At 61.8% G+C, this 11,864-nt stretch carries 12 protein-coding genes; 8 read left to right on the forward strand and 4 right to left on the reverse strand.

All coding sequences use genetic code 11. The features are described 5' to 3' along the window. Positions 1-86 precede the first annotated feature (86 nt). The 3 genes from Q1A52_RS12950 to fsa form a co-directional block, all read right to left on the reverse strand. On the reverse strand, positions 87-1,007 hold the full coding sequence (locus tag Q1A52_RS12950) for a tyrosine recombinase XerC (RefSeq protein WP_300015947.1): 921 nt from the start codon (positions 1,005-1,007) through the stop codon (positions 87-89). Beyond that, complete coding sequence (locus tag Q1A52_RS12955; protein WP_300015950.1) at positions 1,004-1,711, reverse strand: DUF484 family protein; 708 nt, start codon at positions 1,709-1,711, stop codon at positions 1,004-1,006. Before Q1A52_RS12955 ends, Q1A52_RS12950 begins: the two co-directional genes overlap by 4 nt. 158 nt (positions 1,712-1,869) lie before the next feature. Beyond that, a complete protein-coding gene (gene fsa / locus Q1A52_RS12960; protein WP_299782309.1) occupies positions 1,870-2,523 on the reverse strand; it encodes a fructose-6-phosphate aldolase in 654 nt (217 codons plus the stop codon). 127 nt (positions 2,524-2,650) lie between these two features. On the opposite strand from fsa, the gene Q1A52_RS12965 reads away from it, so the two are divergent. The 5 genes from Q1A52_RS12965 to Q1A52_RS12985 all read left to right on the forward strand — a co-directional run bounded on the left by Q1A52_RS12965 (position 2,651) and on the right by Q1A52_RS12985 (position 8,925). Continuing rightward, a complete protein-coding gene (locus Q1A52_RS12965) occupies positions 2,651-4,840 on the forward strand; it encodes a primosomal protein N' (protein ID WP_300015953.1) in 2,190 nt (729 codons plus the stop codon). Between the two features lie 144 nt (positions 4,841-4,984). Further along, positions 4,985-6,217: an MFS transporter gene (locus Q1A52_RS12970; RefSeq protein WP_300015956.1), complete on the forward strand. Its 1,233-nt coding sequence runs from the start codon at positions 4,985-4,987 to the stop codon at positions 6,215-6,217. After that, on the forward strand, positions 6,214-7,605 hold the full coding sequence (locus Q1A52_RS12975) for an MATE family efflux transporter (protein ID WP_300015958.1): 1,392 nt from the start codon (positions 6,214-6,216) through the stop codon (positions 7,603-7,605). The genes Q1A52_RS12970 and Q1A52_RS12975 overlap by 4 nt, the downstream gene beginning before the upstream one ends. Continuing rightward, positions 7,605-8,480 carry a 50S ribosomal protein L11 methyltransferase gene (locus tag Q1A52_RS12980; protein ID WP_300015961.1) on the forward strand — a complete coding sequence of 292 codons (876 nt, stop codon included), beginning with the start codon at positions 7,605-7,607 and terminating at the stop codon, positions 8,478-8,480. Before Q1A52_RS12975 ends, Q1A52_RS12980 begins: the two co-directional genes overlap by 1 nt. Before the next feature lie 103 nt (positions 8,481-8,583). Further along, entirely contained in the window at positions 8,584-8,925 is a 342-nt protein-coding gene (locus tag Q1A52_RS12985) for a hypothetical protein (protein ID WP_300015964.1), read from the forward strand. A 141-nt stretch (positions 8,926-9,066) separates the two neighbouring features. Here the strand turns inward: Q1A52_RS12985 and Q1A52_RS12990 are convergent, their stop codons facing one another. Further along, on the reverse strand, positions 9,067-9,285 hold the full coding sequence (locus Q1A52_RS12990; protein ID WP_299782319.1) for a DUF1127 domain-containing protein: 219 nt from the start codon (positions 9,283-9,285) through the stop codon (positions 9,067-9,069). A 330-nt stretch (positions 9,286-9,615) separates the two neighbouring features. Here Q1A52_RS12990 and ruvC point away from each other — a divergent pair, with 330 nt between their 5' ends. The 3 genes from ruvC to ruvB are packed head-to-tail and all read left to right on the forward strand — an operon-like array spanning position 9,616 to position 11,828. After that, positions 9,616-10,122 (forward strand): crossover junction endodeoxyribonuclease RuvC, encoded by a 507-nt coding sequence (gene ruvC, locus Q1A52_RS12995; protein ID WP_300015967.1) that lies wholly within the window; start codon positions 9,616-9,618, stop codon positions 10,120-10,122. After that, complete coding sequence (gene ruvA / locus Q1A52_RS13000) at positions 10,119-10,778, forward strand: Holliday junction branch migration protein RuvA (RefSeq protein WP_300015970.1); 660 nt, start codon at positions 10,119-10,121, stop codon at positions 10,776-10,778. Before ruvC ends, ruvA begins: the two co-directional genes overlap by 4 nt. Before the next feature lie 27 nt (positions 10,779-10,805). Continuing rightward, entirely contained in the window at positions 10,806-11,828 is a 1,023-nt protein-coding gene (gene ruvB, locus Q1A52_RS13005; RefSeq protein WP_300015973.1) for a Holliday junction branch migration DNA helicase RuvB, read from the forward strand. The last annotated feature ends 36 nt before the right edge of the window (positions 11,829-11,864 follow it).

Consider the following 11,864-nt stretch of genomic DNA (forward strand, 5'->3'; position numbering starts at 1 on the left):
TGTATGCGGCGGTATGCCGCAGGTCGACACTGCCACAGGTGCCGCACACGGACGGGTAAACTCGCCGCACAAAGCCGTGAGCGGCCTCAGGCCTTTGGGTGTGCGCGGTCGTAGACTTCCATCAGGCGGGCGGTATCCACGGCCGTATAGGCCTGGGTCGTGGAGAGGGAGGCGTGGCCCAAAAGCTCCTGAATGGCGCGCAGATCACCGCCTGCGTCCAACAGATGCGTTGCAAAGCTGTGGCGCATGGCATGGGGCGTGGCGCTCGCTGGCAAGCCAAGCTGCATGCGGGCCCGCGCCATGACTTTCTGGATCGCCCCCGGGCCCAATGGCCCGCCACGGATCGCCCGAAAGAGCGGTTGATCAGGCTCCAAGGGATAGGGACAAAGCTTCAGATATGCATCAAGTGCAGTGCGTGCTGCGGGCACGACAGGCACGACGCGCTCCTTGCCGCCCTTACCCAGAATACGCAACACGTCTGGCAGGGGTGCCTCTGCTCCGGTTAATCCCAGTGCCTCGGATATGCGCAGCCCACACCCCCAGAGCAATGTCACAACCGCCACATCCCGTGCGGCCACCCACGGCTTCTCGGACTGCAACTCTATGGCATCTATCAGGTTCCGCGCAGCGTCTTCGGCCAGCGGGCGCGGCAACTTCTTTTGAAATTTGGGCGCGCGCACTGACAAAACGGCGGTTGGCTCAAAACCCTCTCGCTCGGCCAGCCACCGATAAAATGCCTTCACCGCGGAGAGCTTGCGCGCAAGCGACCGGGCCGCGATCCCGCTGCCGCGGGCCTGCGCCATCCATGCGCGCATATCGGTGACCGTAATGCGCGCAAGGGCCGCCAGACCCTGCCGCTCGCCCTTGTGCTCGGTGATAAAGGCGAGGAATTCAACCACATCCCCTTGATAGGCAGTGACGGTGTTTGGCGCTGCGCCCTTCAAGGCCCGCTGATGGCTCAGCCAGGTCTCCAGCGCATCCCGCGCGGCTGGACTGATCAGGCTCACGACAACCAGCGGCGCATTGCCCGTTCGAACACGCCAGTGAAAAAGACCAACAGATCGGCGCCCTGTTGTGGGCCGAACATATGTGGATCTTCTGCGCCGAGCACCAGAAGGCCGGGCAGACGACCCGAGCCGAAATCCAGCTTGAGACATGCTTCCGATTTGATCCAGGCGGCCTTGTCGCCATAGAGGCGTTCGGACCCGCTTTGCACCTGCCGCAAGGTCACCTGCCGCGACGCACCGCCGCGCGCCTGCGTCAGGTAATCCTCTACATACCCGGGATCCGCGATCGTCAGTACATCGCTAAGGCTGCTCAGCACCAGGTCCATGTCGCCTTGCGCCGTCTCCAGCACAAGCCTGACCGCATCGACACGCAGGATTTCCGCAACATCGCCGCCGAGATCTTTCAGAAATGGTTCAAAGTCCACAGGGTCCAGCATGCGCAGGATGGCGCGGTGAATCTGGTTGGTGCCCGCGAGGTTTTCATAAGCCGCCGCAATCACCGAACGATGTGTATCTTCGAGCCGGTCCAGCCGGGTCTCCATCCGGTCCATCGCGATGCCGCGCAGATCGACGATATTGGCCCCCATCGACCGCTCATTCGCGGCAATCAACGCATTCATGACATCCTTGTCGTCCAGAATGACATCGGGTTGAGAGATGATCGCCTCTCTCAGAGCGTCTTCAATCTTGGGACTGCTGCTCATTTTCTTACTCATTATTTTTTCACAACCCTAGCACGACATTCCCATAAAATCTGCCCTGAACTTCGCGTCCCGACATCAAGATGGGCGAGGTGTTGCCAATAGGTGCCAGCGCCCTGAGCTGAGGCGCTGGTGCATGCATAGTCTCGACAGCGTGCCGGTCAGAGGATGTTCTGACCGGTCTTGGCCCAGTCGGCCATGAATTGCTCCAACCCCTTATCAGTCAGCGGATGGGTTGCCAGCTTCTTGATCACTTCCGGCGGCGCGGTCATGACGTCGGCACCAATCAGCGCGGCCTCCTGCACGTGATTGACCGAGCGGATGGAGGCGGCGAGGATTTCCGTTTCAAACCCGTAGTTGTCATAGACCGTGCGGATGTCCTGAATGAGGTCCATGCCGTCAAGGTTGATGTCGTCAAGGCGTCCGATGAACGGGCTGATGAAGGTCGCACCGGCCTTGGCGGCTAGCAGCGCCTGATTGGCCGAGAAGCAGAGCGTCACGTTGATCATCTTGCCTTCGCTTGACAGCACCTTGCAGGCCTTCAGCCCGTCCCAGGTGAGCGGCAGTTTGACGGTGATGTTCGGCGCGATCTCGGCTAGCTTGCGCCCCTCGGCGATCATCGCTTCGGCCTCAAGTGCCACGACTTCGGCGCTGACAGGGCCGTCCACGATGCCGCAGATTTCCTTGGTCACCTCAAGAATGTCGCGGCCCGATTTCAGGATCAGGGACGGGTTGGTTGTCACGCCGTCGACCATGCCAAGATCATTGAGTTCGGAGATCGCCTGTGTGTCGGCGGTGTCGACAAAGAATTTCATGGGTCGGGTCCTTTCGGAGGTAGATGTGAACGCTAACAGTTTTCCGTCTTGCGCTTGGCTTTACCGCATGATCTGCGATGCTTAAACCCTCAAATGCCTATTCCTGCCGGAGCCTGCCCCTTTGAGCATGCCACAATTCTACGACCAGGGTGACCTGATCGGTGTTCTGACGACGCAGCCTTTGGGCCGTGCGCTGGATTACCGTGCACCTGAAGGCGGGTGCCATCTGGGCGCCTTTGTCGAGGTGCCGCTGGGACCGCGCAAGGTGTTGGGCGTGGTCTGGGGGCCGGGCAAGGGCAACTATGATCTGGCGAAAATTCGCGCTGTTCTGCGCGTGCTCGACGTGGCGCCGATGCGCGCGGAGATGCGCAGCTTCCTGGAGCGCGCTGCCGATTATACGCTGACACCGCTGCCCGCAATGTTGCGGTTGGCCACGCGCGCGCCGGGATTAGGTGATCCGCCCTCGATGCGCAAGATCTACCGGCGCGGGGCGTCGGAGCCCGACAAGATGACGGCGGCGCGGCGCAAGGTCCTCGATGTTCTGGCCGACTACGGCGATCTGGCATTCACGCTGAAGGAACTGGCCGAGATGGCCGGGGTGGGCCCGTCTGTGGTGAAGGGCCTCGTGGCGCAGGGCGCCGTCGCCGAAGAGGAAAGCCCGCGCGATCTGCCCTTTCCACGGCTCGATCCGGCGCTGCCGGGTAAAGATCTGACCGACGATCAGGCGGCAGGTGCTGCGCAACTTGCCGAGGCGGTGCGGTCGGAACGCTATGGCACCACGCTGCTGCGCGGGGTGACCGGGTCCGGCAAGACGGAGGTGTATCTGGAGGCGGTGGCGGCAGCGCTGAGTGCCGGGCGGCAGGCTTTGGTGCTGTTGCCGGAGATCGCGCTGACGGCGGAGTTCCTGACACGGGTGCAGGAGCGCTTCGGTGCCAAACCTGCGGAGTGGCATTCCGGGGCGACGATGACCGAACGCCGCCGCATCTGGCGCATGGTCGGGCAGGGCGATGCGCAACTGGTGATTGGCGCGCGGTCGGCGCTGTTCCTGCCGTTTCAGAACCTCGGGCTGATCGTTGTCGATGAGGAGCATGACACCTCCTACAAGCAGGAGGAAGGCGTGCTTTACAACGCGCGCGACATGGCCGTGCTGCGCGCGTCGATCTGCGGCGCACAGGTGGTGCTGGCCTCGGCCACGCCGTCATTGGAGAGCTGGGCGAATGCGCAGGCTGGCAAATACAAGCGTCTGGAGCTGACCTCGCGCTTTGGTCCGGCGGTCATGCCCGAGATGCGTGCGATTGACATGCGCGCGGAGCAGCTGCCGTCCAACCGCTGGATTTCTGCAGTCTTGCAGCGCGAGGTGCAGGCGCGGCTGGAGGCTGGGGAGCAGTCGCTGCTCTTCATCAACCGGCGCGGCTATGCGCCGATCACGCTCTGCCGGGCCTGCGGGCATCAGATCGGCTGCGATCACTGTGATGCGCGCATGGTCGAGCACCGGTTCCTCAAGCGGCTGGTTTGCCATCAATGTGGTGAGACCAAGCCGATGCCGCAGGTCTGTCCTTCCTGTGAGGTCGAAGGGAAGCTGGCCGCTGTCGGCCCCGGTGTCGAGCGGTTGGGCGAGGAGGCGGCGGCGCTTTTTCCCGAGGCGCGCATCGCAACGCTGAGCTCGGATATGTATGGCTCGGCGCGGGCGCTGAAGGCTGAGATCGAGGGCATTGCTGAGGGGGCCGCAGACGTGATCATCGGCACGCAGCTGGTGGCAAAGGGGCACAATTTTCCCAAACTCACGCTGGTGGGGGTGATCGATGCGGATCTCGGGCTGCAGGGCTCGGATCTGCGTGCGGCAGAGCGGACTTTTCAGCTGATGCGGCAGGTGGCCGGGCGGGCCGGGCGGGCTGAGAAACCGGGCGCCGCATTGATGCAGACCTATCAGCCGGAGCATCCGGTGATCCGCGCCATTCTGGCAGGGGATGAGGAGCGGTTCTGGGCGGCGGAGGCGCGTGAGCGGGAGGCGGCAGGCGTGCCGCCTTACGGGCGCATGGCCGGGATCATTCTGAGCGCGCCGGATGTGGCAATGGTCTTTGATGCGGGCAACTTCCTGGCCCGTCAAGATGCTCCGCTGCGGGCCATCGGCGCGCAGGTCTTTGGCCCGGCTCCGGCGCCGATCGCCCGGGTGCGGGGGCGACACCGGGTGCGGCTTTTGGTCAAGGCGGAGAAATCTGCGCCGCTGCAGGAGGCCTTGGCAAGATGGGTCGGGCAATTGCGCATCAAGGGTGATCTGCGGCTGGCCGTGGATATCGATCCGCAGAGTTTTTACTGAGCATTTTCCCTCTCGCGCTTGCGCCGCGAGAGGGGCCTCCGGCGGGCATATTTGACGAACAATGAAACGGCAGGTGCGTCTGCGGACAGGTTTTGTGCGTTTTTGCGCCTCGTCAAAGGAAAGCAAAAAGCATATGGGTCGGCCATGGCCCAATTTGTGAAACTTGCAGATGCAAAGCGGTTGCCGTTTTGGCGGCGACCGATTGCGTTGTTGTTCCTGATGGCGCTGGCGATGCCTATTGCCTTCAATACATGGTCCGCCTTGCTGAACAACTTCGTGATCGACGCGGCCAGCTTTGACGGGGGCGACATCGGTTTGCTGCATACGGTGCGGGAGATCCCCGGTTTCCTCGCCGTGGGGGTAATTGCGATCATTATTTTCATGCGGGAACAGGTGCTCGGTCTGGTGTCCCTGATCCTGCTGGGGGCAGCCACGGCGGTCACCGCCTGGTTCCCGTCGATGGGCGGCATTTTGACCATCACCATGCTGAGTTCGATTGGCTTTCACTACTACGAGACGGTCAACCAGTCGCTGCAGTTGCAGTGGTTGAGCAAGAAAGAAGCGCCGCAGATGCTTGGGTGGCTGCTGGCGGCCGGGTCAGCTGCGACGCTGGTGGCCTATCTGGCGATCATGGCGCTCTGGGACACGCTGCAGCTCAGTTATAACATCGTCTACCTGATCGGGGGCGGCATCACCGTTGCCATCGCGGTTTTCGCGATGATCGCTTATCCGCAGTTCGAGGCACCCAATCCGCAGATCAAGAAGATGGTCCTGCGTCGGCGGTACTGGCTCTATTACGCCTTGCAGTTCATGTCCGGTGCGCGGCGACAGATTTTCGTGGTCTTCGCGGGCTTCATGATGGTCGAGAAGTTTGGCTATGACGTGCATGAGATCACGCTGCTTTACCTCATCAATCTGGTGATCAACATGCTGGTGGCCCCCTTGCTGGGCCGCGCGGTGAGCTATTTTGGCGAACGCCACACGCTCGGTTTTGAATACATTGGGCTGATCATTGTGTTTCTGTCCTATGGCGGCGTCTACTATCTCGGGTGGGGCGTGGCGGTGGCCGCGACGCTCTACGTGATCGACCACATCTTCTTTGGTCTCGCGCTGGCGCTGAAGACCTATTTCCAGAAGATCGCGGACCCGGGCGACATCGCCCCCACGGCTGCAGTCGCCTTCACGATCAATCACATCGCGGCGGTTTTTCTGCCGGTATTGCTGGGGCTGTTGTGGCTGGCGTCACCCGCTGCGGTGTTTTTCCTGGCGGCGGCGATGGCTGGGGTCTCATTGATCCTCGCGATGATGATCCCGCGCCATCCTGAGAAGGGCAATGAAACCATCTTTTCCCACCCGGTGACGGCAGCAGCGGAATGAGCGATGCGCGGTTTCTGACCGGCTCAACCATGGGGCATGTGGTGCGCATGACGGCTACGGGGGCCATGGGCATCACCTTCGTTTTCCTGGTGGATGCGGCCAATCTTCTCTGGGTGTCGCAGTTGGGCGATCCGTCGCTGGTGGCGGCTATCGGTTTTGCCTATGCAATTCAGTTCTTTTCGGTCTCCTCCGGAGTGGGGCTGATGATCGCGGCGACGGCGCTGATCTCGCGCAGCATTGGCGCGGGTAACCGGGAGGCGGCCCGGCGGCAGGCCGGCGGTGCCATTGCCATTGCCGCGATCATTCAGGCGGTTGTTGCGGTTCTGATCGTCCTTTTCCGGCATGATCTCGTGGCACTGGCGGGCGCCAGCGGCGAGACGGCTGCCCTCGCGGCCCGGTACCTGGGGTTCACGATCCCGTCGCTGCCCTTCATGGCCGTGGGCATGGTCGCCTCCGGGGCTTTGCGCGCCGAGGGGCTGGGGGCGAAGGCGATGTATGTGACCCTGTTGTCCGGCTCCCTTCTGATGCTAGTGGATCCGGTTCTTATCCTCTGGCTCGGTCTGGGGCTGGATGGCGCGGCGATTGGCCTGTGCGCATTCCGGCTTGCGCTGATGGGGCTGGGCCTCTTCTACGCCGCTCACCAGCACCGCCTGATCGCGATGCCTGATCTGCGGATGACGGCCGAGATCCTGTGGCCCTATATGATCGTCGCGGTGCCCGCGATTGCAACGCAGATGGCGACACCGGCGGGTAATTACTTCCTGACGATTGTGATGGCACCTTTTGGTGATGACGCCGTTGCGGCCTGGGCCGTGGTCGGGCGGCTGACGGTGGTGGCTTTTGGCGGGATCTTTGCCCTCTCCGGCGCGATTGGTGGGATTTTTGGCCAGAACTACGGGGCGGGGCAGTGTGACCGCTTGCGCACGACCTACCGTGATGCGTTGATTTTCTGTCTGATCTACACCGGCGTGACCTGGGCGCTTCTGCTTGCTGCAACGCCGCATGTGATCGCGGTCTTCGGGTTGAGCGGGCAGGGCGCGGAGGTGATTTGGGCCTTCACCACCATTGGCGTGGGCGGGTTCATCTTTGTCGGTGCGCTCTTTGTCTCCAACGCGGCCTTTAACAATCTCGGCAAACCCGGGCGTTCGACGGTGGTCAACTGGCTGAAGGACGGGGCGATGAGCTGGCCTGCCGCAGCCCTGCTGGCCACATATTACGGTGCGCCGGGAGTGATCTACGGCCAGGCAGCGGCCGGGGCGCTTGCTGGCGCCTTTTCCGCCCTCTGGGGGTGGCGCTTTGTGCAAAGTCTCCGGCCCGTCCCGCCCGAGACGCTTGACCTTCCGCCCGCCCGGCCCTACCCGAACCCGGACCGATACCGGAGACGTTGATGCCCACTTTTACCGCCCTGACCACATTGCCCGGCAAGGCCGCCGCCGAGAAACTCGGCGCCGCCATGGAGGCGCTGGATCCGGAGCCCACGGGCGTTGGTGTTTTCGAAGTCGAAGACGGCTCCGGCCTGTGGGAAGTCGGCGGGTATTTCACGGACCCGCCGGATGACACCGCGTTGACGCTTCTTGCGCTTGCCGTCGGGGCGAAACCCTTTGTCGTCTCCGAAGTGCCGGAGACCGATTGGGTTGCGCATGTGCGACGCGAATTGGCCCCCGTCGCTGCCGGGCGCTTTTTTGTCTACGGCAGCCATGACGCCGATCAGGTGCCGGCGGGGGCGGAGCCCTTGTTGATCGAGGCCGCAATGGCCTTTGGGACCGGTCACCACGGCACCACGCTGGGGTGCCTGCGTGCGCTGGACAGACTGGCGAATGCGGGTGTGGTGGGCCAGAAAGTAGCAGATATCGGCTGCGGCACGGCGGTTCTGGCCATGGCCGCCGCCCGGATCTGGCCAAACCCGGTACTGGCAAGCGATATCGACGCGGTGGCTGTCGAGGTGGCACGCAGTAATGCGGCGGCAAACGGACTTGAGGGGCGGGTTTTGTGCCTTGAAGCGGCGGGTTTTGATCATCCAGATTTGCTTGCCACAAGCCCGTTCGATTTGGTTTTTGCCAATATTTTGAAGGGGCCGCTGATCGCTTTGGCCCCGGATATGGCGCGGCATCTGGCCCCCGGCGGACACGCGATTCTGTCTGGTATTCTGAATGAGCAGGCCGATGATGTGATCGAGGTTTATGCCGATGCCGGCATCAATCTAATTCACCGCGAGCAGATTGTTGACTGGACCACGCTTACTCTGGGTAGAGAACTGCCTTAATTGCCCCATTTCCGCCGCATTTTGGTGGTTTGTCTTGAATTTGAGACGTTTTAGCGGCAATTTTGAATAGATCCGGTGGGGGCCTGATCTTCAGGAGAGTGTGGTGACAGATTACGCTCAATTCGAAAAACGCCTTGCCGTGCTCAGCACGAAACACAAGAAGATGGCGCGCGGCTACACTGCAAAGATCGGCCCCGATGGCCTGATCACGGTCGAGCCCAAGCGTGCGCGGTTCCCGATCAGACCCCGCACGATTGTCTTCACCGTTGTCGGCATTTTGCTCTTTAAGTCTTTGATGATCGTATCGACCGGGCTTGCCACGTATGAAGGGCGCATTGAGCGCTTGGAGGCTGGCACAATGTTTGAACAGGTTGTGGCGTGGGTGATGCAACCAGACGTCGTTTCGTCTTATGTGGCCGAGACGATTGTCACGAAACTACCCTGATGTGTGCGAACGGAACCAGGTTCTGTTCGGGTGTGTGAATGAACGTCCCTCCAAAGGTGTTCACTGTTAAAAAAGCCGCCTCTCCCGTTTCGGAAGAGGCGGCTTTTTCGTATCTGCGCCAACATGGCACGACAGCAGCGCTTAGCGGATGATGTTGCTTTCAGCGACTGCGTCGATGTCCGAACGGCTCAGGCCGATGTCTTCGAGTTCACGATCAGTCAGGCCTGCCAGGGCATTGCGCGTCACGCGTGCGTCGTTCCATGCGATCATGGAGGCAATTGCTGCGCTAATGGTGCTGAAGAAACGGCTTGCAACAGTTGCGGAGCCATAGGTGGTGCGGGAAGTATCAAAAGTAGCCATTGTAGCCGTCCTTTATCTGAAGGTGAACCGGTCATGCCGGTGTGTGATGAGCTGCAGATAGGGATTGCCTGAATTTTGAGCAAGATGTGAAAATGCATGTTTGATATGCATTCCGTGCATGGGTTCACGTTGTGGTTAACAGTATGTAAATAAACATAAAATGGAATCGACTACGTGTCGAAAACAGACCGGAATCTGACGTATTTGACCTTCGATTGGGTCAGTGTTTGCCATTTGATTGAATTGCCGTCTGGAAAATGAAGCACTTTGCGGATGTTCGCCTTTCGTGCTAATGCTTAAAAAACGACTTAAATGGTCAGGGCAGGGCTTATGATACGGGTAATTGGCATCGACCCGGGGTTGCGGAACCTCGGATGGGGCGTGATTGACGTTTTGGGCAGCCGGATCAGCCATGTTGCCAATGGAATCTGTCATTCAAGTGGTACGGATCTGGCGCAGCGTCTGTTGTCCCTGCATAGCCAGTTGAGTGCCGTGGTCGCGGAACATGCCCCGCAGCAGGCAGCCATCGAACAGACTTTCGTGAACAAGGATGGCGCGGGCACGCTCAAGCTGGGTCAGGCCCGCGGGATCGCGATGTTAGTACCGGCACAGGCGGGGCTGAGCATTGGCGAATATGCCCCGAATTCGGTCAAGAAGGCGGTGGTCGGTGTGGGCCATGCGGATAAGCGGCAGGTGATGCATATGGTGAAGTTGCAACTGCCCGGTGCAGAGATTGCCGGGCCCGACGCGGCGGATGCACTGGCGATTGCCATTTGTCATGTGCATCATAGCGGCGCGGGTGGGCTTAGTGCTGCCATTGAGAGGGCGCGGGCATGATCGGCAAGATCACCGGCCGGATCGAGTATCGCGCTCCGGATCACGTGTTGATCGATGTGCGCGGCGTTGGCTATCTGGTCTATTGTTCTGAGCGGACCCTGGCCGCATTGCCAGGCGTGGGCGAGGCGGTGGCGCTTTTTACCGATCTTGTGGTGCGCGAAGATCTGATGCAGCTTTTTGGGTTCACGACACTGGCAGAGAAGGAATGGCACCGGCTGCTGACCTCGGTGCAGGGGGTGGGGGCCAAGGCCTCGCTGGCCATCTTGGGCGCTTTGGGGCCCGACGGTGTGAGCCGCGCCATTGCGCTGGGGGATTGGAACGCGGTCAAGGCGGCAAAGGGGATCGGTCCGAAAATCGCGCAGCGCGTGGTGCTGGACCTTAAGGATAAGGCGCCGGGTGTGATGGCCATGGGGGGCACCCTTGCCGTCGCGACCGGCGATGCCGGGGCGGCGGTCATCGAGACCCCCGCCACGGCGGCCCCCGCGCCGCAGATGTCGCCCTCGGCTCAGGCGGATGCGCTGTCGGCTCTGGGCAATCTGGGATACGGTCCCGGGGACGCTGCGGGGGCTGTGGCGCAAGCGGCGGGTGAGGCACCTGAGGCGGATACCCCAGCGCTTATTCGTGCGGCGTTGAAACTTCTAGCGCCGAAGGGCTAAGATGCCCGGGACCCTGCAGGACACCCCATGAGCGATATTGACCCCACCGTGCGGCCGGAGCCGCTGCCCGAGGATCACGACCGGGCGCTGCGTCCGCAGATGCTGGATGAATTCGTGGGGCAGGCCGAGGCGCGTTCCAATCTGCGCGTGTTCATCCAATCCGCCCGGCAGCGCGGCGAGGCGATGGATCACACGTTGTTTCACGGCCCACCCGGTCTGGGCAAAACCACGCTGGCGCAGATCATGGCGCGCGAGTTGGGGGTGGGGTTTCGCATGACGTCCGGCCCGGTGCTGGCCAAGGCGGGCGATCTGGCGGCGATCCTGACCAATCTGGAGCCACGCGATGTGCTCTTCATCGATGAAATCCACCGGTTGAACCCGGCAGTGGAAGAGGTGCTCTACCCCGCGTTGGAGGATTTTGAACTTGATCTGGTGATCGGTGAGGGACCGGCGGCGCGCACGGTACGGATCGAGCTGCAACCCTTTACGCTGGTGGGGGCCACCACACGCATGGGGTTGCTGACCACGCCGCTGCGCGACCGCTTCGGCATTCCCACGCGGCTGCAGTTCTATACAGAGGACGAGTTGTTCATCATCGTGGACCGGAATGCACGCAAGCTTGGGGCGCCGGCGGATGAAGGCGGCGCGCGTGAGATTGCGCGGCGCGCGCGCGGCACACCGCGGATTGCCGGGCGGCTTTTGCGCAGGGTTGTGGATTTCGCGGTGGTTGAGGGCGATGGCAAGGTGACACGCGATCTGGCCGACATGGCGCTGACACGCCTGGGGGTCGATCATCTGGGGCTGGATGGGGCGGATCGGCGCTACTTGCGTCTGATGGCTGAAAACTATGCGGGGGGGCCCGTCGGGATCGAAACTCTGAGCGCTGCGCTGTCCGAGAGCCGGGATGCGCTGGAGGAGGTGATTGAGCCTTTCCTCTTGCAGCAAGGGTTGATCCAACGCACCCCGCGAGGGCGGATGTTGGCACAAAAGGGCTGGACACACCTCGGGCTGCAGGCGCCGAAACCGCAATCCGATCTCTTTGGGGGCTGATCCGGTGCACCACCTTCCCCACCTGATCCGAACAGC

The organism is uncultured Roseobacter sp. (genome assembly GCF_947488185.1).
Taxonomy (GTDB): Bacteria; Pseudomonadota; Alphaproteobacteria; order Rhodobacterales; family Rhodobacteraceae; genus Roseobacter.